Source organism: Microcoleus sp. S13_B4, assembly GCF_036700885.1.
Classification (GTDB): Bacteria; Cyanobacteriota; Cyanobacteriia; order Cyanobacteriales; family Microcoleaceae; genus Microcoleus.
In genome coordinates, this window is the sequence record NZ_JAUBPU010000009.1 from 34376 (window position 1) to 56567 (window position 22192).

Annotated in this window: 23 protein-coding genes; 6 read left to right on the plus strand and 17 right to left on the minus strand. The window is 46.4% G+C overall.

What is annotated here, in order from left to right:
* Nucleotides 1-276: 276 nt before the first annotated feature.
* The 3 genes from QT994_RS07830 to smpB form a co-directional block, all read right to left on the minus strand.
* On the minus strand, nucleotides 277-507 hold the full coding sequence (locus QT994_RS07830; protein WP_333043867.1) for an Osc7112_2153 family protein: 231 nt from the start codon (nucleotides 505-507) through the stop codon (nucleotides 277-279).
* The gene (locus tag QT994_RS07835) at nucleotides 504-1220 is read right to left on the minus strand and encodes a tetratricopeptide repeat protein (protein WP_333043866.1); all 717 of its coding nucleotides are present in this window, start codon (nucleotides 1218-1220) and stop codon (nucleotides 504-506) included. The genes QT994_RS07830 and QT994_RS07835 overlap by 4 nt, the downstream gene beginning before the upstream one ends.
* Before the next feature lie 870 nt (nucleotides 1221-2090).
* Nucleotides 2091-2558, minus strand: a complete 468-nt coding sequence (gene smpB / locus QT994_RS07840) for an SsrA-binding protein SmpB (protein WP_006631384.1) — start codon at nucleotides 2556-2558, stop codon at nucleotides 2091-2093.
* A gap of 142 nt (nucleotides 2559-2700) precedes the next feature.
* Between smpB and xrtO the strand changes: the two genes are divergently transcribed.
* The 3 genes from xrtO to QT994_RS07855 are packed head-to-tail and all read left to right on the plus strand — an operon-like array spanning nucleotide 2701 to nucleotide 7153.
* On the plus strand, nucleotides 2701-3921 hold the full coding sequence (xrtO, locus tag QT994_RS07845) for an exosortase O (RefSeq protein ID WP_333173169.1): 1221 nt from the start codon (nucleotides 2701-2703) through the stop codon (nucleotides 3919-3921).
* Nucleotides 3922-3942: 21 nt separating this feature from the next.
* Entirely contained in the window at nucleotides 3943-4263 is a 321-nt protein-coding gene (locus QT994_RS07850; RefSeq protein WP_333173172.1) for a hypothetical protein, read from the plus strand.
* Nucleotides 4250-7153 (plus strand): TIGR02921 family PEP-CTERM protein, encoded by a 2904-nt coding sequence (locus QT994_RS07855; protein ID WP_333173174.1) that lies wholly within the window; start codon nucleotides 4250-4252, stop codon nucleotides 7151-7153. The genes QT994_RS07850 and QT994_RS07855 overlap by 14 nt, the downstream gene beginning before the upstream one ends.
* Nucleotides 7154-7358: 205 nt before the next feature.
* Here the strand turns inward: QT994_RS07855 and QT994_RS07860 are convergent, their stop codons facing one another.
* From QT994_RS07860 to QT994_RS07875, 4 genes are all read right to left on the minus strand, one after another.
* Nucleotides 7359-7661, minus strand: a complete 303-nt coding sequence (locus QT994_RS07860) for a Rieske 2Fe-2S domain-containing protein (protein ID WP_333173177.1) — start codon at nucleotides 7659-7661, stop codon at nucleotides 7359-7361.
* A gap of 142 nt (nucleotides 7662-7803) precedes the next feature.
* Complete coding sequence (locus QT994_RS07865) at nucleotides 7804-8472, minus strand: HAS-barrel domain-containing protein (protein WP_333173180.1); 669 nt, start codon at nucleotides 8470-8472, stop codon at nucleotides 7804-7806.
* A gap of 280 nt (nucleotides 8473-8752) precedes the next feature.
* Nucleotides 8753-8944, minus strand: coding sequence for an NAD(P)H dehydrogenase subunit NdhS (locus QT994_RS07870; protein WP_333135231.1), 192 nt, complete (start codon nucleotides 8942-8944; stop codon nucleotides 8753-8755).
* 131 nt (nucleotides 8945-9075) lie between these two features.
* Entirely contained in the window at nucleotides 9076-10146 is a 1071-nt protein-coding gene (locus QT994_RS07875) for an Mrp/NBP35 family ATP-binding protein (RefSeq protein ID WP_006631390.1), read from the minus strand.
* A gap of 190 nt (nucleotides 10147-10336) precedes the next feature.
* On the opposite strand from QT994_RS07875, the gene hemF reads away from it, so the two are divergent.
* Together hemF and QT994_RS07885 are read left to right on the plus strand one after the other, a co-directional pair.
* Nucleotides 10337-11380, plus strand: a complete 1044-nt coding sequence (gene hemF / locus QT994_RS07880) for an oxygen-dependent coproporphyrinogen oxidase (protein WP_333173183.1) — start codon at nucleotides 10337-10339, stop codon at nucleotides 11378-11380.
* A gap of 57 nt (nucleotides 11381-11437) precedes the next feature.
* A complete protein-coding gene (locus tag QT994_RS07885) occupies nucleotides 11438-11800 on the plus strand; it encodes an STAS domain-containing protein (RefSeq protein WP_006631392.1) in 363 nt (120 codons plus the stop codon).
* Between the two features lie 244 nt (nucleotides 11801-12044).
* On the opposite strand, the gene QT994_RS07890 is transcribed toward QT994_RS07885, so the two are convergent.
* Entirely contained in the window at nucleotides 12045-12665 is a 621-nt protein-coding gene (locus QT994_RS07890; protein WP_333173185.1) for a chromophore lyase CpcT/CpeT, read from the minus strand.
* Between the two features lie 340 nt (nucleotides 12666-13005).
* Between QT994_RS07890 and psb29 the strand changes: the two genes are divergently transcribed.
* A complete protein-coding gene (gene psb29 / locus QT994_RS07895) occupies nucleotides 13006-13719 on the plus strand; it encodes a photosystem II biogenesis protein Psp29 (protein WP_333173188.1) in 714 nt (237 codons plus the stop codon).
* A gap of 247 nt (nucleotides 13720-13966) precedes the next feature.
* On the opposite strand, the gene QT994_RS07900 is transcribed toward psb29, so the two are convergent.
* From QT994_RS07900 to QT994_RS07940, 9 genes are all read right to left on the minus strand, one after another.
* On the minus strand, nucleotides 13967-14503 hold the full coding sequence (locus QT994_RS07900) for a late competence development ComFB family protein (protein WP_006631395.1): 537 nt from the start codon (nucleotides 14501-14503) through the stop codon (nucleotides 13967-13969).
* 208 nt (nucleotides 14504-14711) lie between these two features.
* On the minus strand, nucleotides 14712-15653 hold the full coding sequence (locus tag QT994_RS07905) for a M23 family metallopeptidase (protein WP_333173319.1): 942 nt from the start codon (nucleotides 15651-15653) through the stop codon (nucleotides 14712-14714).
* 677 nt (nucleotides 15654-16330) lie between these two features.
* On the minus strand, nucleotides 16331-16558 hold the full coding sequence (locus tag QT994_RS07910) for a hypothetical protein (RefSeq protein WP_333043850.1): 228 nt from the start codon (nucleotides 16556-16558) through the stop codon (nucleotides 16331-16333).
* Nucleotides 16559-16610: 52 nt separating this feature from the next.
* A complete protein-coding gene (locus QT994_RS07915; RefSeq protein WP_333173191.1) occupies nucleotides 16611-18137 on the minus strand; it encodes a phosphomannomutase/phosphoglucomutase in 1527 nt (508 codons plus the stop codon).
* A 333-nt stretch (nucleotides 18138-18470) separates the two neighbouring features.
* Nucleotides 18471-19508 carry a D-hexose-6-phosphate mutarotase gene (locus tag QT994_RS07920; RefSeq protein ID WP_333173193.1) on the minus strand — a complete coding sequence of 346 codons (1038 nt, stop codon included), beginning with the start codon at nucleotides 19506-19508 and terminating at the stop codon, nucleotides 18471-18473.
* 49 nt (nucleotides 19509-19557) lie between these two features.
* Nucleotides 19558-19698 carry a hypothetical protein gene (locus QT994_RS07925; protein ID WP_333173196.1) on the minus strand — a complete coding sequence of 47 codons (141 nt, stop codon included), beginning with the start codon at nucleotides 19696-19698 and terminating at the stop codon, nucleotides 19558-19560.
* Nucleotides 19699-19766: 68 nt separating this feature from the next.
* Complete coding sequence (locus tag QT994_RS07930) at nucleotides 19767-20570, minus strand: SDR family oxidoreductase (RefSeq protein ID WP_333173200.1); 804 nt, start codon at nucleotides 20568-20570, stop codon at nucleotides 19767-19769.
* A 59-nt stretch (nucleotides 20571-20629) separates the two neighbouring features.
* Nucleotides 20630-21691 (minus strand): NADH:flavin oxidoreductase/NADH oxidase, encoded by a 1062-nt coding sequence (locus QT994_RS07935; protein WP_333173202.1) that lies wholly within the window; start codon nucleotides 21689-21691, stop codon nucleotides 20630-20632.
* Nucleotides 21692-21727: 36 nt separating this feature from the next.
* Nucleotides 21728-21967 carry a glutathione S-transferase domain-containing protein gene (locus tag QT994_RS07940; RefSeq protein WP_333173205.1) on the minus strand — a complete coding sequence of 80 codons (240 nt, stop codon included), beginning with the start codon at nucleotides 21965-21967 and terminating at the stop codon, nucleotides 21728-21730.
* Nucleotides 21968-22192 lie beyond the last annotated feature (225 nt).

Sequence of the window (22192 nt, forward strand, 5' to 3'; positions counted from 1 at the left end):
GCGGGGATTTTCTCCCCGCCCAGTGCAGATTCCAGCAATAGCCAATACAGCAATGATTAAGAGTTATATCATTACAAAAAAAGAATGCAGCTTTATGCAAGCTGCAAACTATTATACCCATAAGTTATTTCCAATTCTTCAATTCTTAATCTCAAATCTCAAATGCTATAAGGTGCCGACGGCGCACCCTGCATACTACTATTACTACTACATACTACATACCTGTTGCTGTAAAGTGGTGATGGTACACTCTACAAAATTTATTGAAAATAACTCTTATTCTTCGCTCTCCGAAGGCATGATGAATCTGGGACACGCATATTTTCCACCATCTCTATCTCTGCACCGCCGCCACGTCGATTGATTGGAGTCGAACGGCGTTTCGACTGATTCATTAACTGTAATTTTAACAGTCGAAGGAGTTGGCAGTGCTGTTGAGGCTTGACTTAGCTCCAGTACCGTTATAATGGCCAGTATGGTTGATGAAAACAAAACTGTGCGTTTCATTTATTTGTTTTTTCCTCGTTTAATCGTTGACGTGCCATCCCTATCCATATATCCTCATCGAATTCTTGAGAATCCGCATACTTTACACAAATTTTCCACTGCGGTAGCGCTGCCTTAGTATTTTTCATCTTTTCTAGGACTTGCGCTTTTAAGCAGTAAGTTGCTGGTCCTTCACTATCAAGTTTAATGGCTTCATCCAGATGTTGCAATGCCTCTGAATATCGACCCTGTTCTAGGCGAGCCCATCCCAAGTTTTTGAGTAAAGAATATTTTACTCGATCGTCCTCAGCTAATTTCAAACCTTGCCACAGGAAGTGAACGGCAGCCGAATAGTTTTTTTGATCGACGATATATAATCGAGCCAGATTGCTGTAAGCAGCAGGCATACCGAGTTTTGCAGCTTGCAGATATTTTCCTCGGGCGCATTGTAAATCTTGCACCTCTTCACACAACCATCCCAAATTGTAAAGAGCTGTTCGGCTTTTGGGATCTATAGCTAGCGCTAACTCATATGCTTGTTGAGTATCAGCCAATCGATTGGCTTTGTAGTTTTCAAACGCAATATTATTAAAAAAAGATGCCAGTTCCGGCAATCCTATTTGCCAGCCGCCAAAGCCTACTGCTAGCATCAGCAAGAAGGCTCCCCACTTCGAGTTGTGATGCTTTTTTGCTGGCTCTTTTATGGCCTTGAAAATGTTAGCTAATGGTGTCATTTTTAGCATTTTTTAACTTGAGAGTTGGGCGATATTTTGTTTGCCAGATTTAATTGCCACCCTAATGGCATCATAATCTTACGAAATGACTCAGGCTTGAGCCCATTTCTCCATAAGAGTTTGTAAGTCCACAGCCGAATGCTTGAGTAATGCTGCCACTACCTAGATGTATTCGAGCATAGGTTAATGATTCATGGGACTCCACAAGCCATCCGGATATTTTCAGAAAAAAAGAACCGGGAAGGCGGGGGAGCATCTCACTTTTGCATGCAGCCAAGCTAGAAAGTGGAGTCAGGAGCCAGGAGTCAGGAGCCAGGAGGAAAGAGTTAGAAGGAAGGAGCCAGAAAAAGTGTTGTTACAAATATCAGATGCTCCCGAAGTCGGAGCCCGGAAGAAGGCAGGACTGTTGGATCTCGATAAGTAATAATACTTACTTGAAAGGCGAGGATAGCCAATAGGCGGCTGTATTAGGAGATAAGATGGCTCGCCTGAGTTTTAGGCGATAATAAAAATAAAACTTCTTGTGGTACGGGCCCGAAAGCCTGGGTGTGGGAGACGCTCATACTACCGTTTCCAGCACCACCCCAGGAGAGCAGATGGGATGGACTCCGGTAAAATAACTCTAATTAAGTTTGTAGTGACGAGGGAAGCGGTCAAAATCCTAAAGGGGAGATATTGAGAAATATTATGATCAGTAATTAACCGAACGCGAGCTAAAATAATCAATCACTAGGGACAATCACTAATCACTAATTAGTAATTACTCCTGACTAATAAACATCTTCCGAAATTCAATTTCAACCTTTGATTAGCAAAGGTTTCAGTTTCTTTTTCGGAGATGTCTAATAACTGATGACTAATGACCCATGACTAAAATTGCTTCATCGCTCTTTCCATATCCCGCTTATCTTCGCGTTTCTTCAAATCTTCGCGCTTGTCGTACAGTTTTTTCCCTTTACCCAAACCGATATCAAGTTTTACCCAGCCGCCTTTCAAATACATTTTTAACGGCACTAAAGTCAAGCCTTTTTCTTCCACTTTGCCGATTAATTTGCGAATTTCCTGCTTGTGCATCAGCAATTTACGGGTGCGGCGGGGTTCGTGATTAAAATAGTTGCTAGCACTTCTCCAAGGGGAAATGTGAACGTTGATGAGCCACAGTTCTCCGTTCCGAACTAAACCATATCCGTCCCGCAAATTGGCTTTTCCTTCCCGAATTGATTTGACCTCGGTTCCCTTCAACTCTATGCCCACTTGGTATGTCTCTATAATTTCATAGAGATGGCGCGCTTGTCGGTTATCGCTAACAATTTTGTATCCTGGGCTTTTTTCGCTCATTTTTACCTCCGCTAAAATTAATTATTATAACGCTAGCTTCTCTGTAGAGAAAATCGAAGCTTGACAAAACTTAAATAACCGGTCTAGACATTACTAATTTTGCTGAGCTAAGATGTCACCAACGTGAATGTCAAGCGGTATCATGCAGCGCACCAATATTCCCAATTCTGACCTTCCAGATGCTGTCAGTCCCAATTCTGGGGTGAATTTGGTTTGGCTGGCTCCCTGTTTGTTAGCTCTTGCTTGGTTTTGGGCCAATATCTCGGCAGTTAAGTGGTTGTTATCCTCGTTTGTTGAGATACCCACACTGTACAAGATAGTAATTGGTTTTTTGATTGTAGCATTAGTAGTGCGATCGATTGGGAGCTCCGTTAGCACAGCCCTCGAAGAGGATCGCCCGCCGGGACTTTCGCCAAATTTCGTTTTGAGACGATATCCGCTGCTGTTGATGTTGGGTGCGGGTATTTGCTCGATCGCCCTTCAGTACATAATTGATATCAAACAAGTTACTGTCCTGCTATTTATCCTCGGAACTTACGGGCTGTGCGGCTTATTGGTGGAGCAGAACTTTTGGCAAAAAAACTTGCCAGTTGCGGGCTTGCTGGCTTGTATTTTACCATTCAACAGTCAGTTTAATAGCGCATTAGGTTTGCCGGCGCGAGTGCTTACTGCTCAGGTTGTAGAACAGTTGCTCTCAATGCTGCACGTTGCGGCTATTTCTTCTTACGATATTATCCTTTTGGAAAACGGCATCGCTCACGTTGACGTGCCTTGCAGCGGCATTAAAACCCTCTTAGTCGGAACGCTATTTTTGCTAGCTGCTACCTGGCTAGAATGCCGCCAATTGAGTTTAAAATGGGTGGCAGTAGGCGCTGCTAACTTATTAATGTTAGTGTTTGCTAACGCTTTGCGGGTTGCCGTGCTAGTGCTGGTTGCCCAAGTTTTCCAACAGCCAACTTATGCAGCAATGCTGCACGTCCCCCTAGGAATTGTGGGTTTAATCGGCGCTTGCTTCTTAAGTTGGTTAATGCTGCAAAAAGTTCCGAAATTTCAAGAAATAAAAGAAATTGATTTTAACTCGCAACGGGATTTAGAAATACTCAAAAATCAGCCTTTGGCCAAACCGGGACTAATTGTGGCGGTGGCTGTTTTTGGCGTGATTTCTCAAATGTATCATGTAGAAAGTGAAAAATTAGCGATCGCCCCTCTGAAATTTCCCCAACCGATTGTATCCAAATCAATCTCGCTGAATCCCAGCGAACACAAGTTCTTTGGGAATTACCCCGGCACTCAAACAGAGAAAAAGAGATTTGTGTCAGCCAACTTGCGCGGTTCCATGCTCACAGTAGCCAGCACATCTTAGCAGACTTATCACGCACCCGAGTTGTGTTTTGTAGCCAGCGGCATTCCCGTCAATCGAATAGAAATAAAACAGCTAACTCCTGCTCTAACGGCGCGCTGGCTATCTCTCAAAGACAACCAACTATCCGCTACATACTGGCTGCAATCTGCCCAGCAAACTACCGATAACTTCTTGTCCCGTATCGGCAGCGACATCACCCATAAAAATCATACTTGGGTGCTAGTTTCCATTCTCTTTGACAGTTCCCTAAACCCCGCAAGTGCTGAAATACAATACTTCGCTAATACTGTACACAATACCGTCAAGTATAGCTTAGAAAAAGGCAAAAATGAAAAAAATTAAACTGGTATTTAATATCATTTTTCAGTCAATTTTTTGGCTGTGGAACCTAACATTTTTATCAATCGTTTATCTCGGAATTTTGCCCTATGTAGGAATTCTCTTAATCCAAGCCACAATAGACGGAATTATCCCCATTGAATTTTCGTTAACCCTAATAGCACTGATAGCCATACCGACACTCTTTACCATAATCGGATTCAGGAGTTTTAGGAATAAACCCTTACAGCTAATGCGATTATTTTACGGAGTAGAAACGCCCTTATTTTTGCTCTGCTTACTCCGGTTATTTTTGCTGCGAGAACTCACCCCAGCTAGTTCTCAAATCATCGCTAGTATTACTTTGTGCATAGCAGCTTATTTAGTGGAAATGCTGTACGGATATCTGGGTAAAAGAGATAATGTTCAAAATATTTCAGATTCTCAAAGTTCCCATAATAAACAGCCTCGTTTTTTAAGGTTAATCGGAGAAAAGCAAAGTGCGTGGCTGCAATTAGGATGCCACAGCTTAATGCTAGTAGTGGGCATTTGGGCGGCAACATTGCTAATGTATTACGCTCTACCTGTGGCCGTATTTACACTTTATGGATTCTTCACTTTAGTCATTGAATTTTTCAACTTTACATGGGTTTCGCCCTTCCTGGAGATGTTTAAATACGGGGCGTGGGCATTGGCTTTAATTTGGATACCATTATCCTTTATATTGTTTGGTTTAACCTGTAGCTTATTCGTTGTCATGCCTTCGCTGTACGGCTTTCTCTACATTCATTCCGGGCGGAAAATATGGCAGAGTTTTGCTGCACAATACGGGAAAAATACAGCGCTAATCGGAAGTTTGGGAGTCATAGCAGCTTGGCGGGCTATTTTCTGCGCTTTGCAGCAACAGCCGCAAGTGGCAGCACTGAAAATGCTGGCAACTCCCCCCGCAAACGACAGCAGTCGCCAAACTTTATTAGCCAAGTCTGATGCGATGCGAGCGGGCTTAGTTAACGCTTATTTGTCTCCTTACCGCTACCTCAGCACTGTGGTCGAAAATAACCACATTTATGAAATCTACAAAAATAGTTTAAATTTGCCTGACGGAGCAGCTCAAACGGTGCAGCACAGCTATAATTTTTTAATGTCGCCGTTTTTGTATCAAGGCTCTAGTGCTGATGTGGAAAAAGCCGAAAAACTCTACGGCGAATTCTTTGATACGGAACTGCAAAAAGGCGACACAGAATCAGTAAAACACGCGGTGCAGTCAACATTTAACCGAGAAGAAGCTCAAGCTGGTTTGCTGAATGTCAATGAGGAAAAAGTATGGTTGCAGTCGCAAGAAGTGACAGTTAAAGAAAACGGCGACTGGGCGGACGTTCAACTCTACGAAGTTTACAAAAATCAAACGCCGAACTTGCAAGAAGTATTCTACTACTTTTCTTTGCCTGAAAGCGCCGCAGTTACGGGAGTTTGGCTGGGAGATACTGGGGATTTGAAAAAGCGTTTTGCATTTACTGTATCGCCGCGAGGTGCTGCACAGCAAGTTTACAAACAGCAGGTAGTTGAAAGGGTAGATCCGGCTTTGCTAGAACAAATTGGCCCCAAACAATACCGCTTGCGGGCTTTTCCAATTCCGGCTAAACGAGAATTCACCCAAACGGAAGGGCCAACCGAAATGCACCTATGGCTTACTTACAAAGTCATGCGGCTGCCGCAGGGTTGGGCTATGCCTGTTTTGGCTGAAAAACGCAACATTTTTTGGAACCAAAATACTCGCCGCACGATCGCCGGAAAAGAGGTCAAATACAGCGGGAAAGAAGCAAGAGAAACTTGGCTGCCACCCTTTTTGCCCGCAGCCGCACAGCAACCGCTAACAGCGCAGCAGGCGATTCTACCTGGAGGAAATATCATTTCTGCTAAGCCGGTGGCTGATGCAAATTACTCCCTACCGCAAGGCAAGAAATTTGCAGTTATTCTCGATACTTCTCGCAGCATGGTGGCGGAAAAGAAGGAAGTAAAAGAGACTTTTGAATGGTTGAAAGCTAATGCAGCAAGCAAAAATGCTGTTCATTTGTATGTCGCCAGCGCGGCGGGAATGCCACCTAAGTTTGTGGAAAATGTACGCAATTTCGAGGCCGCAAAGGTGACATTTTATGGTACACTCCAGCTCAAAGATATGCTGCAACAGTTTGCACAGTTGCGGGGCGATAAAAGTTACGATACTGTATTTTTGGTGAGCGATCGCCACAGTTACGAATTGTCGGACGATCGCAAACCTAAACTTTCCATCTCTGCACCCCTATGGACAGTGCATTTGGGAGGTTTGCCCCCCGGCTACGACGACGCAACTTTAAAGGCTATTCAAGATAGCGGCGGCGGAGTTGCTACGGATATGAAAGAGGCGATGCAGCGAGTAGCAACGACAGCAGCTTCGGGCGAATCTACAGTTAGCGTTGTTGATGGCTATGCTTGGAGTTATGCCAAAACCCCGCAGTCGAAAAAAACCGCAAAATCGGCGGCAGTCGCAGAGCCAAAAAATGCCGGAAATGAAGGCTTTAAACCGATAGCTGCACGGCAGTTGATAACTGCACTTAGCAAGCAGAAAACTTCAAATCAATTAACGCAACTGGATGCGATGCACGCAGTAGCTAAAAATTTCAAAGTTGTGACGCCTTATTCTTCGATGATTGTGTTAGTTAATGACGCGCAAAGGGAGCAGCTAAAAGCAGCGGAAGCTAAGAGCGATCGATTTGACAGAGAGGTAGAATCCGGTAAAGAACAGTTGAGTAAGCCGAATAATCCTCTGAATGTTTCTGGGGTTCCTGAACCGGAAGAATGGCTGCTGTTGGCGGTAGGTGCGATCGGGCTTTTGGCGGTTTTCCTCCGCCAACGGCGCGCGAAAATGGTAGGTTGAAAGTAAATCCGGGTTGGCTACTCCCTCGATGTTTCGGCGGTTGAAACCGCTTCTTGTCAAACAAAGTCGGCCTCCGCAGACTAAGAGAGTGAGGGGGTATTTAAGCCGGACTTGATATCAAATATTAATCTACAGTCGTCTTGAGACGACTTGAGCTATGAGACAGGGGTTTAAACCCCTGTCGGACTTAGCTAATAACGAATAACTAATCTATGTCTACAAAAACGCGATCGCCCTCAATCTTTACCAGATAAGATTCCAGGGAATCGCCTAGTGCATTCAAACATTTACCACTATCTAATTTGTACTGATACTTATGAAATGGACAGGTAATAATACCGTTATTTACCTTACCCATGTCGATCGGATATTCCAAATGAGTGCAAGCATTACGGTAGCAAGTAACATTCATGCCTTGACGGTTTAATATCACTGAAGTTTCGTCAACTTTTACCTTCAACACACCCCATTCGGGAACTTGATTCAGCCCTGTTATCTCTACCCACATAAAATATTATTCCTCCGAAAAAACCAGATCGGGACTGACGCAGAACCTAATTATGTAGGGTGCGCCTTGCACACCTTACTGCTATCCGTAGCGTGTCAAGCCACTTTTGCGTAAGTCCAGATTATCTTATTCCAGCTTTTCCCTACGGATGAATCTGACTCAAAATCACCCTCAACCTGTCGTAATCATCCTTCAGCAAAACACTCAAACTCCTCCCCGCTTCCACCAACCAAGATCGATCGCGCATCCGCAACTGATAAATCTCCCGAATCGCCGCCGCCGTCAGCGCATCCACCGGCGCATTAGCCACCCCCAGCAGCGTCCTCAAAAAATCCAACTGCACCGTAAAATCAATCACCTCATCCGGTTCGCAGCGATAAACCGCCTGGTGAATTTGCGGCGGGCGCGGCGGCAAATACTGATAAATTTTACCCCTCGATGGGCCGTGACCGTTCAACCTTTCCGGCGCAGCCTCATACCCCACAATCGCCACTCGAAACTCGGTTTTGAGCATCGCAAAAATCTGCGGTTGTTCTTCCCGCAACTCTTCCAGCGACAAACCCAAAGCCCGAGCTCTGTGCACCGAGTCGATCGGGCTAGTCGTAGCGTAATAAACCACGCCGTAAATTTGATTTTTCGACTCTTCATCCTCGGCCTTCACCCAACTCCCAAAAGGCGGCATCACGGGAAAGCTTAAGTCTTCCGGTTCCAAACATTGAGCCAAAAACTCCGAAGTTGCCGTCTCGATTACCTCAGCAATGCGATCGGGATGGCGCTCTTTTGTAGCAAATTGGGGTAAAGGTAAACGCATATTATATCGATTCCGGTTGCACCGGAATCATTGTTGACTGTTGACTGTTGACTGTTGACTGTGAGTCAAAAAAATGAAAATTGCGCGAATTATTTCTTGGCCTCGGGATTCTACTTTACGCCCGAGGATTAAGCGCGGATTTGATATCATTCCGGCGCAGCCGGAATTGATATTAGTCAGTTGGTTGTTGGCAGTTGGTTGTTATTTATTATTATTTGTAAGTGGTACTAATAAACAATAACTGGCAACTGACAACTGTCAACTGACAACAACCAACTGACTATTTCACGCGACCAGCCGTAGCATCCACAAGTTCCAACTGCGACAGGCGGAACGTGATCAGCTTGTCCCAATTGCCGCCTTCAAACAGTACCGCGACTTTCCCGTCGCTAACTCGCTGGACTTGTCCTTGAAAGGTGTAGTAAATCTCACCCTTATCTTTAACTCGAACTGCCGAACCTGGAAAAATCATAATTGTTTGAAAGTTAAGTTGGCTGTTTATAGCTTACCGTTTCTCGTTTCTAGTTCCCAAGCAGAGCCTGAGAACTAGGCAAATCTTCGTCAACAGGAAGACGCGAGGCAAAGCGCAGACACGAGAGTTTGTTAGGCTAAGGCTGCTACGGAAACTTTACCGGCAATGCGGCCCGCGATCGCCCGCAACTCCCTAGCTGAAGCAGAACCCGGTTGCCCCACCACGATCGGCACCCCCGAATCGCCACCTTCCCGCAGCGGAATTTCCAGCGGAATGCGGCCTAACAGCGGCACTCCCAACTCAGCAGCAGTCTTTTCCCCGCCGCCGGAACCGAAAATATCGTATTGCTTATCGGGCATATCCGGCGGCACAAAATAGCTCATGTTTTCCACAATTCCCAACACCGACACTCCCAACTGCTGGAACATCTTTAACCCCTTGCGAGAGTCCAACAAAGCCACTGTCTGCGGCGTCGTCACGATCACGACACCAGCCATCGGCACCGCTTGGGCCATTGTCAACTGCGCGTCTCCAGTACCCGGAGGCATATCGACAATCAAATAGTCTAAATCGCCCCAATTCACCTGATAGAGGAACTGCCGGATGATGCCGTTCAACATCGGACCGCGCCAAATCACGGGTTGGTCTTTGTCAATTAAAAACGCCATCGACACCAATTTGACGCCGTAATTAAACGCGGGTTCGAGGCTTTCACCGCTTTTTCCGTCCCTAACCATCACTTTCGCGTCCCCCAAACCCAACATTGTTGGGTCATTGGGTCCATAGATATCCGCATCCAGCAAACCCACCTTAGCGCCGGTTTGGGCCAGCGCTACTGCCACATTTACCGCCACCGTGCTTTTGCCGACGCCGCCTTTGCCGCTGGAAATTGCGATAATATTTTTAACTCCTTCAATGCCTTGGCGATCGACCACTCCCTTCTGCTGCGGCGTCTCGGCTGTCACCTCCACCGCCACTTTTTCGACTCCTGGCAACTGTTTGACCGCTTTTTGGCAATCTTCGACAATAAATTCTCGCAGCGGGCAAGCAGGCGTTGTCAGCACTAAAGTAAAACTGACGACACCGCCGTCAATTTTTATGTTACGAATCATGTTCAATTCCACCAAACTCTTTTGTAGTTCAGGGTCTTGCACAGGTCGCAGGATTTCTAAGACTGAACTAACATCGAGTGTATTGGGCATTGTGTTCTCCACCATAGCTCTGCAATTGGGTTAGCGAATTTTCGATCGCAGGTTTAAGTATATTTTTATTGCTATTTTTTAATGTAACTTCATAGCGATCATTTGCAGACCTGCGGTGGCATAATTACATGACGACTGGATTTGGGATTCATCGCCCATCTAAGACTCAAATCTGACAACAGAAAATTTTATGACAGTTTCTACAACACTTAAAACAGCCACTTCCCCGTTTTTGCCACCCGCTGACTCTAGAGCTAGAGTCAGCCAATTTATGAAAAGCCTACAAGACGAAATTTGTCAATCCCTCGAACAGCTCGATGGCCTGGGCAAATTTAAGGAGGACTCTTGGGAACGCTCCGAAGGCGGCGGCGGACGTTCTCGCGTCATGCGCGAAGGCGATGTGTTTGAACAAGGGGGAGTCAATTTTTCCCAAGTGTGGGGCGAAAGTTTGCCGGCCTTGATTCTGGCAAAGCACCCAGAAGCTGCCGGTCACGATTTCTATGCAACGGGTACTTCGATGGTGCTGCACCCCCGCAATCCCTACTTGCCTACGGTTCACCTAAATTACCGCTATTTTGAGGCTGGGCCGATTTGGTGGTTTGGTGGCGGTGTGGATTTGACTCCTTATTACCCGTTGGCTGAGGATGCAGCTCATTTTCACAAAACTCTGAAAGCAGCTTGCGATCGCCACCATCCCGGATATTATCCGACCTTTAAACTCTGGTGCGACGAATATTTCTACCTCCCCCACCGCCAAGAAACCCGGGGCGTGGGCGGCCTGTTTTTTGACTACCAAAGCGCTCAAGGCGCGCTTTACCGCGACCATCACGTCAAAGGCAAAGCCGCTGAGTGCAGCAACAACATCGGCGTGCCGGAACCTAGAACTTGGGAGTCGCTGTTCGCCTTTGTACAGGATTGCGGCCGGGCATTTTTGCCGGCTTACACCCCTATTATTGAAAAGCACCGATCAAAAGAATACGGCGATCGCGAGCGTAATTTCCAACTTTACCGCCGCGGCCGTTACGTTGAATTTAACTTGGTGTACGATCGAGGCACGACCTTTGGCTTGCAGACCAACGGACGCACCGAATCGATTCTCATGTCCCTGCCACCTTTGGTACGCTGGGAATACTGTTACGAGCCAGAACCCAACTCTCCCGAAGCCGAACTCTACTCCAAGTTCTTAAAACCGCAAGATTGGGCGAATTGGATGCCTCAGCAGTCACCGACCTGAGTTAAACTACTGGGACAGTAACCACCGCGATAGATAATAAATTTGAGGGAAGGGTCAGTGATTCATATTGATCAAAAAACCCACACGCTTCAAGACGGTACAACAGTTATCGTCTTAGCACCGACAGGACGGTTGGACATCACTACAGCTTGGCAATTCCGCCTCAAGTTGCAAGAGTGTATTTCCAAACTCAGCCGCCATGTCGTAGTGAATCTTGGTCAGGTTAACTTTATCGATAGTTCTGGCCTGACCTCACTTGTAGCAGGTATGCGGGATGCGGATAAAGTTAAGGGAAGTTTCCGCATTTGCAATGTTCATCCAGAAGCCAAACTGGTGTTTGAAGTCACCATGATGGATTCTGTGTTTGAAATCTTTGAAACGGAAGAAGAAGCTCTAGAGGGGGTGCCACGCGCAAGTTGAGCACTCCTGCTGGCATCAATTGCAGTGTCGCGGGTAATTATAAGCTTAAGGCTCACAAAATGCGCCGGAACCCTGCACAAGAACAGGAAGCAGGTAAATTCTTGCCAGCTTCCTTATGCTTTCTTCCTTTCTTGAGAGGTTGAGAGGTTCAAAACACTAAAGTAGAAGAATAGGTCAAGGTAAAGTCTTGCCTTCTATCGTAGATAGCTAAATCTTTCTTCCTTGTTTCTTGTTGCTTCTTGCTTCAAACCAATATCTCAGCAGCAAAATCCTGACGCTTGACAAATCTAAAAGGGCCCATTAAAGCTCCCCAGATAGCCTTGCCTGTCGTGGGGCTTATTCCTTTGTCGTAGCTAAGAAATTCCTCGCCTGCGGCTTCAAATCCCAAGTCTACTTGGTAATTTTGCCCCCCGTAGGCAAAGCCGCAGCGAGTGCCCTCCGGCAAAGATGCCCGAAAGCGATAGCCATTTGAGGCTAAATTTTGCACCGCAACCGAGAGGGTGCAGCCGGGGAGGAGTTGGATTTGCTCGTTCGTTAGCTTTCCAAGCAAGTCGGGGTTGCAACCGGCTCCTTTGACGGCTGCGATATCCTTGAACATATAATACTGAGCTTCAATCAGTCCCGGCGCTATCTGTGAGTGCCTCAGTTGCACGATGCGGGGGCGGTATGGCTTGTCTAATTCCAGAATGTTAGCTTGTTCGGCAAACAGGGCAATGCTGGGTTCGGAAAATAAAGGAACGGGTAGCGGTCTTTGCCACAAACGAAGGTGGACGTACCACGCTGGCTCTGCTAGCGCTTGTTCTCGGTTGTCAAATTCGCCCGCCATGTACTGGGCTAAAGCTCTTAATTCAGGAGAAATTGTCATGTTTGTTTGATTTTTCAGAATTAGGGTTGACTAAAAAAAGTTATTGTGATATGTAAGACCATATCTAGGCTGGGCAAGTCAGAAGATTAGATTTATGAGCGATCCCAGCTAAGCTATGATTGTAAAGATACTGGGTTTTTTCCCTCCTATTGCGACATATTAATGGTTGCTGCCGATCGCGCGTAAAATCTTTTTGATAAAATTTTGTCTCGCAATCCGGCGGCAACGCTTAAAAGACTGGCAATTTTTGTCAGGCTGATCGCAAAAGTGACTCCCCCGACTTTACTCACGCCGCGCTGGCACGCCCGCTACGGCAAAATTATTTATCTATAAGACTCAGGTGAACAATAACCGTACTGTTTCAGATACTAAGCGAAGTTTCTATACGATTCACACTCGACCGATCAACTCAATTTACCGTCGAGTGGTGGAAGAGTTGATGGTAGAAATGCACTTGCTTTCGGCAAATGCGGATTTTCAATACGACCCGATTTATGCTTTGGGTGTAGTCACAGCTTTTGATCGATTCATGCTTGGGTACGCCCCAGAAGCCGACAGACTTTCGATTTTTAACGCTTTGTGCAAGTCCCTAGAAGACGATCCAGAGCGCTACAAGCAAGACGCTCAGCGATTGGAAAGCTTGGCAGATCGACTTTCCGGGCAAGAGTTGCTATCCTGGCTCGATCGTTCGACCAGCTTTGAAGATACAGCGGATTTGCAAGCGTCTTTAGGGGCGATCGCCAGCAACCCTCAATTTAAGTACAGCCGCTTGTTCGCGATCGGTGTGTTCTCGCTATTAGAAAAAGCTGACGCTAACTTGGTAAAAGACCAAGATACGCGAAACGATGCGATCGCCAAAGTCAGTGCGGCCTTACACCTGCCAGAAGACAAAGTTAGCAAAGATTTAGATTTGTACCGCAGCAATTTGGAAAAAATGGCTCAAGCGCGAATAGTGCTTCAAGATGTCATCCAAGCCGAACGGAAAAAACGCGAAAAGCGAGAAACAAAAGTTACCGCTGGCCCCTCGGCAGACTCTTCTGACAGCAACAATTAATCCTTTGAAGGAAGAAGGAAGTTCGGCAACGGATTCTATAACGGATGTAACCGATGTCAGGAACAAGGAAGAAGGAAGAGGGAGTTTTTTATGTTTTACATAAAATAGAAAACTCTTAAATTTTAATTTTTTGTTCTTGAATTCAGGCTTCAGGCTTCAGATGAATCTTGCTGGCTCAGAAACTAAAAATCCCGCTTTCTGAATTGAGCGGGATAGACTTAACTAAAATAGAGCTGTTGGGGTCGTACTAAGGCTGTGGCTCAAAATTAGTGGCGTTAGCTTGCAGCCAAGTGCTTAGCTGGGAAAGAACCTCGTTTCCAGAAGACTTGCCCAAAGCTGTGGGGTTTGGGGTGTCGGGCCTGTCCAAGTTGCGAGCGATCGCTGCGTTGACTTCTTTGGAAATCAAATCGTGAAGTTGCTCTTTAGCCCTAGCCCTTTGAAAGTGAGCCCCCTCTTCCGTCGTAGCGTACAGAGGTGGCAGCCTATTTAAAGCATAAGCTGCAATATCTCCCACATCTAGACTCAGGTCGCTCGTCGCTTCAATTTCGGCCACCCTAGCGATCGCATCGCTGAGCACCAACTCTTCCATCACGTTGATGAACTGTTTGCGTGGCAGTACCACCACTTCGCCAGTCAACAAAGATCCCATCAGACGATCGAGAGCCATATACTCTTCGATCGACAATTCCGAAGCCGTATTGCAGATCCGTCCCACCTCAGCTTCCATAGACGGCGTTAAATAACCATCCTGCAAAGCCTGTTCAACAATTTTTTCAATACTCATATATGCGTCCCCGCTCAACGGCATCATCAATAAAGTTTTGTGAAGACGCGATTGTTAGCGTCTTGAGATTCGAGTTTTGAGAGTTGAGTTGAGAAATTTTATACAAATCCTAACTCAATACTGATAACCCATCACAGTTATCTGCACACCCCAGCCACAAACTTACCCCATAATTGACTGATAAATTTGTCAAAATCCGTAAGAAGTCCTACTCAATTCCCTGAAGTCGCCAAGGTACAGGATCGACGCACTGCCCGTGCACATAAAGTCCCCAGTGCAGGTGAGGGCCTGTCGCAGCCCCCGTTGACCCCAGAGCACCAATTACTTGACCCGCTTTGACGACATCGCCTTCCTTGACATCAATCCGGCTGAGGTGCATCAAAATACTTGCTACGCCTTGACCATGGTCGATACCAACGACGTTGCCGTGGATTTTGAACCCTTGCGATTCGCGTCCCACGAGAGACACCCGACCTGCTGCTGGTGCTACTACAGGGGAACCGTAAGCACCCGCGTAATCAACGCCGCGGTGGTAGTAGTCTTGAGCAAATACCCCATTATAATAACGTCGCACCCCGTAAATAGTAGTAATTTCGCCGGAGTTGGGGCGCAACAATTTGCCGTCCCAAAATTTTTCGGGTGTCACCAGTGCTTTAAATGCGTCTACGCGATCAAACTCCGCATCTGTACCTTCCTCGTCTTTCCCAGGCGGTAGCCAGATGGATTGAGTGGGAAAATCTCGATCGCGCACTTGCACGCTTAACTTCTGCACTTGTCCGTCACCGGCGACTTGAAGAAGGCGGGCACCGGGTTTCTCTAGCGGCGTCGTCGGCAGCAGGGCCCGAAAGCGGCCGTTGCCGATGGGAAATGCGGGGTAGTTTTTTTCCTGTAGAGAAACTTTGGGAGTTTGCCCGCCGTTACCGTCAACCTGAATCATTACTGACAGGGTATCTCCCAGTTCGGGATTTGTCGGCGTCACAACTACCTGCAAAGCTTGCACTGGCAGGGCAAAACTTAGAATGCCAGCAACAATTCCCCCGATCGAACTGGCGGTTAACTTGTTCGCTTTCAACTGCCCCCACTGCAAAATCAGACCCGTAACTATTTCCGCACTTAGCCCGCCGTTGCCTCGATTCACAGTCATTATCATCACTAGCCGTCCTTAACCCTTCTCTCGCTGAGATTTTTTCAACTATCTAGACTAACTATAGCAATCCTCAATGAGCCGAAAGAAACAGCCGTAGCTAAAAATCTTGGGAAACTCAAAGATTTGGAGATGAGAGACTAACTTAAATAAATACTTAACAACACTCAAAAATTTGACCAGGTGATCATACTCTCGCACAAATCCCGTTGCATTCATCAAGTCCAAGATTTACAATACTTCGTACAGTTTCATTGCCCACGCATAGGTAGCTATAAACCCGGTTTCTACGAATTTTGCGACGAGTCCGGAAAAATTTAGGAAGAAACCCAGTTTCTGAAATCTGTCGGCCTCAGCCCCCGCTTGCGTTTTTATGTCGTAGCATCAAACCCTTGATTTTCACTTTGGCTGATAGCGTGCTTCGTAAGCGTTGCTTGCAGCTATTGGATCGCCCTGAAACCTTTATTCTCAGGTAGGCGCTAAAAAACTAGCTGTCCGAAGTGTTGCTGCTGTTAAATCACTTCTTTCTTGACCATTTACTTTCCTAGAACATTCCTAAAACTCTCTAGTTAGAGTAGCCTCTTTTGGAGAAATTAGTATTAATTACCCATTTTTAGGCCTCCATTTTAAAATGGATGGTATGAGATAAAAATTGAAAACTGCTATAGTCTTATCACCTAGATTTATAGAGATTCAAAGGCAGCAGTGAAACCATCTAATGTCAAGCATTCTTCCATAAATTCCTCTACATCATTGACATTCTCAAGCTGATATTCCATGATGCGTTGACCATCGCCTTTCATCTTTTTGGAAGAGGAAGGCGTGGCCGGATATTTGGCAGCGATCGCTTTGAAAGCTTTGGAATGGGTATCCCAGCTTTCAGCAGAACATTTTATGATTAAAAGCCACATGATTAAATTCCTCCTTGGGTTGGGTTTACTAATAGTCTGACACGAGTAAAACTTAGATCGATAGTGCCGATAAATCAAGGGATTCTGTTGTTTGGAAAAAAGCTAAAAGCCGAGCCACTATGCGAGCGACACCACCCTTAACATTAGACTCAACATTCAAAGGCATCACCGGATCGTGGAGTGATAAGCGTAACAGAAACCAGCCGGATTCGCTAGCTGACGTGCAGGAAATTCGTAGACCTTCGTAGTTATTGGGAACGATTTTCCAGTCTGCTTGCGTTGAGACAAATTCTTGCAGTTGCTCAATAACACGATATCCTTGGGCTTGGAAATCATCCCCACTAAGTTTAATCCGAAATTCTGCACTTTCTTCTGGCTCGTTTAAATTTGCAATTAAATCGGGCAAAGATTGATTTGCTAGCTTGGATTTAGCCAATTCAATCAATAATTTGCTGACTAAATAAGCGCCATCATCCAGAAAGTAATTTTCTTTCAAAGCTCCATGTCCCGATGTTTCAATCGCCAGCCATGATTCCTGTCCAGATTCATTGAGGCGAATCGACTCGTCAATCACATTTTTGTAGCCGCGCTTAAAGCGATGGTGAACCCCTTTTAAATCTTGTTCGATGAAGTGCGTTAATCCATCGGAGGTGATAGAATCGGTGACAATGGTAGAGCCTGGGTGTTCTTGTAATACGATCGCCGAAATCAAGGCAATTAAGCGATTGCGATTGAGTTCCTTGCCAACTTGATCGACGGCAGCACTGCGATCGACATCGGTATCAAAAATAATCCCAAAATCAGCTTGGTGTTCACTTACCGCTTGACAAATTGACTGCATTGCCTGTTTATCTTCTGGATTTGGCACATGATTGGGGAAAGTACCATCGGGTTCTAAAAACTGACTCCCCGTGGTGTCTGCACCTAAAGGCTTTAAGACTTTATCAACATAAAAACCGCCAGCACCATTGCCCGCATCTACAACAATTTTTAGTCCTGTTAGTGGTTGCTCAAAATTATCTGGATGATTGACTGATTCCCTAATTTTTGTGACAAATTGGTTAGCATAAACTGAGATAAAATCATGCTTTGCAATCTTACCGGGCGATGCGGCTGGCTGAAAGTAATTGCTTTGGGCTAGTGTTAAGATATCTGTAATATCCTGCTTTTGTAACCCACCTTTGGCGGTGAAAAACTTTAAGCCATTTCGATTAAATGGCAAATGGCTAGCAGTGAGCATAATCGCGCCGTCGCAATCAAAACCAGGGGTAATGGTACTCATAAACATGGCGGGGGTTGAAGCCATTTCAAAGTCGTATACGGTTGCACCAACTGAGGCGATTCCCTCCATGACTGCTTGCATTAAGGTTGGCCCTGATAGGCGACTGTCACGCCCGATCGCGATCGTTAATTCTGCCGCTGATTTATTGACTTTTTGCACCAGCCAACTGACAAAGGATTTACCTAAGATTGTCGCAATTTCGGGCGTTAGGTTGACTTTTTCATTGGGAACGCCTTCGAGGGCGATACCGCGAATGTCTGATCCATTTTGAAGTTTTGTCCAGTTAAAGATTGGCATAATACATTGATGGTAAGTAAAAATATCGGAGTCGGCGGTTGAAACCGATCATACAAAGTTTTGTCTGTGGCTAGACGGTTTGACTCAGCTTAGCCGAACGTCTTTCGCGAACTAAGAAATAAACAGGGGAAAAATTTTGGATTTGGTATTATTAGTCATTAGGGTGACAGAGTTTTTCAATTCAATCAGCTAATCGGCATTTAAGTTGTATTTAAAGAAACAATCCCAGTCTTGTGGGTGGGATTTGAGCAACCCCCAAAATATCCAATTGAAATGTGGAACAGCTTACTGAGAAATTTGGCCCCATCACCGCTAAGATTAAGCTCTCATTCCTTAGTCGCGTTCAACGCTGTAAATTGCCTGCAAGCGGAACTCACCATGAGGGGGAACTTCCACAATATCTGTAGCTGCATTGGTCGTTTCTACGCAGAGTAAACGCTGATAATCTGCATCATCAAGGTCGGCCATATTTGCAGAAATTGTCACCCAGGGATTCCACACTACGACGGATTTACTACCCGATGATTTAATGCGAATACGGCGATTGAGGGCGCTATCGTCAATGACTAATTCATTGCTGACATCGAGATAAATGCGATCGACTTCACCTGTTACTACTACTGCACCCACTTGAGTTTTTTCGACACCACCATCCGCTTTATCAAGATACTGGCTATTTTCTAAACCTAAAACCTGCACGCGGTTGATATCGCCGACTTGGAAATAGGTGTGGAAAGCTTGGGTGAGGGGAAATGCTTTGTCACCTAGATTGCGGGTGATTAATTCTACAGTGAGGCTGGTGCCGATCGTAATTACGATCGCCAGTTCAAAGGCTTGGGGCCAAATTGCTCTAGTTTCATCGGTATCCTTGAGTCCTAAAGTGACTTTGGTTGCGCCGTCTGGAGTTGTGGCGGTTTCTAGCACATTCCAGAGGCGATTCCGCACGAATCCATGACTCGGACGCCCCAAGGCTTCGGGATCGGGGCCAAACCAGGGCCAACAGATGGGTATACCGCCTTTGATGGCTTTCCCTTCGGCGTAGTAGGCTTTTTCGCTGAGGAACATCAAGTCTGTGGTTTCGGGGGCGGGTTGAAAGGAGAGCACTTGACCGGAATACACAGAAATTAAGGCTTTGGCTTGACCGTTGTCGATGTGAATCATCGGGAAACCACCGTTTCCGGTGGCGAAGGTGAGGTTCCCGGCAATGCCGTAGTCTGTGTTTAATTGGTCAATACTCATGCTGTTGGCTTGGTGAATTGCTTTACAATTATCCGATATTATGGTTGCTAGATTGATTAGATTGTTGAGTTGGATGGGGGAAGGTGCGATCGACACAACCATGCGCTCCGACAAACAGATGGGAAGTGCCAACTGATCGCGAGGCGATGTGCGATCAAACCCACCGCCGCACCTTGCTGAGTTATTCGTAACTAAGCCGATCGCGTTTAGTCGCGAGATCTTTGAGGATGTGATGCCGCGATTGCCAGCTTCGGGCCAAACTATGAATCAGCAGCAACAGCTTACCTGTGCAACCTCGAATGTAGTGCATTTCACCAGCCATTCGGTCTCCTGTTCAGCCGTTGGGTTAAATTCAGTTGAGTCGATCAACTTTCATGCGATCGCCCTACTTCACACCTCCTCACGAGTCGGACGGATGATAATTTCGTTAACATCCACATCACCCGGTTGATCGATGGCATAGGCTATCGCCCGGGCGATCGCATCCGCATCAATGGCGACTGAATATACCTGACTCACCCATGATGTCATATCATCATGAGTGGTATTAGTCAACTCAGTCGCAACCGCACCGGGTGAAATGTTGGTAGAACGAATTTGACGGTTTGACTGCCGCAGCAGCCCTTCCGTCGCCACCGCACCGGGTGAAATGATGGTAGAACGAATTTCACCGTTGGACTCCAGGCGCAGCCCTTCGGAAATTGCTCGCACTGCATATTTGGTAGAACAGTAAACTACCGCCCCCGGAAATACTTTATGGCCTCCAACAGACGACAAGTTGATTACGTGCCCAGACTTCTGTTGGCGCATAGTCGGCAGCACTGCTGCGATGCCGTAAAGCACGCCTTTAAGGTTGACATCAATTATTTGATCCCACTCATCGACCTTAATCTGGTCAAGGGGAGACATTGGCATTAAACCCGCATTGTTGACCAGCACATCAATTCGTCCATAGGTTTCAAGGGTTGCGTCAGCCAATGCTTGCACCTGGGCGCGATCGGCAACATCGGTGACTCGATAGGCAACCGTGCCACCTGTTTTTTCGATTGCAGCCACCAAGTCCTTGAGTCTATCTTCGCGGCGGGCAGCAAGCATGAGTTTGGCTCCGCTGGCGCCTAAACGACGAGCAGTGGCTTCCCCTACACCGCTACTTGCTCCAGTAATGATGACAACTTTGTTTTCAATCTCAGACATATTCACTCGTGTTAGTTGATTAAATCGGCTCACCTAAAATTGATCGCAAATCCGCTTAATTACCAAGCGCGATCGTATTGAATTGGAGCAGGCACTGATTGACGTAGTTGCTTTGCAGCCCGCATCGGCCAATAAGGATCGCGCAGCAGTTCTCTGGCAAGTAATACCATATCTGCTTGACCTGTACGGATGATTTGGTCAGCCTGGGCGGGTGCAGTAATCATACCAACGGCTCCGGTGGCGATGTTGGCTTCGCGTCGAATGCGATCGGCAAAAATAGTTTGATAACCTGCACCCGTCGGAATCTTTTCACCCGGTACAATTGCGCCTGATGAACAATCGATTAAATCAACGCCCAGTGACTTTAATTTATCGCTGAGTGCAATACTTTGTTCAATGTCCCAACCATTTGGAACCCAATCGGTTGCAGAGATGCGAACCCAAAGCGGTGTTTGATCGGGCAAAACATTTCGCACCGCTTGCACGACTTCACATAAAAACCGGATGCGATGCTCAAAACTGCCACCATAGTCATCAGTCCGTTGATTGCTCAAGGGAGACATAAATTCATGAAGTAGGTAGCCGTGAGCCGCATGAATCTCGATTACGTCAAATCCGGCTTCGAGGGCGCGTTGAGCTGCGTTGACAAAGAGTGTCGTCTGCTTCTGAATGTCTTCGATACTAAGAGCGATCGGGGCGGGGCTACCGGGTTCAAATGGAATGGCGCTAGGGGCGATCGAAGTCCATCCTCCCTGAGATTCCGAAAGCACATCGCCGCCATCCCACGGAGCTGCTGTACTGCCTTTTCGACCTGCATGAGCAAGTTGAATTCCAGCAACCGCACCGTTGCGGTGAATTAACTCGACGATTCGCGCCAACATTTCAATGTGAGCATCTTGCCAGATTCCCAAATCTTGCGGCGTAATTCGTCCTTCAGGCTCGACAGCCGCTGCTTCAGTCATCACCAGCCCAGCCCCTCCTACGGCTCGACTGACGAGATGAACCAAATGCCAATCATTCGCGAATCCATCAACGCTTGAATATTGACACATGGGAGAAACTGCAATGCGATTGCGGAAGCTAACACCACGTTGATCGAATGGCTCAAATAAATGCGACATGGTTGTAAACCCGTGATTTATAAAATGCTACAGATGTCAAGCACAGACTTTCTTCACGCTGGGAGGTTGACTGACTTCATTCCACCAAGTCCGCAGTTTCGGAGTTTGAGCGATCGTTGCTTTGTACTCAAAGGTCTGCGATAGGTAGGTGAAGACCGAAATTAGGTAGAAATCGGCAATGCTCAGTTCGTGACCGAGCTCATACCCGTGTCTTACAGTTAGGGACTCGATCGCCTCCAGTGCAGTCTTTACAGGTGCGACGGCAGCTTTGTCCAACCTACATCCCGAATGGACTGGTCATTTTGAGGTATCAAGAGCAACGACACAATTACTTATCCAAAACCTAAATCTTTATTGTTATCAAAATCGGGAATTACTGGAAAAAAACACAAAAGTGTCAGAGTAATTATGCAGTAGATTGGGTAAATCCGCAAGCATGGCTTGACTAAAAACGATTTCAACTAATCTTTTTTACCGATCGCCGATCGGTGAACGTACACA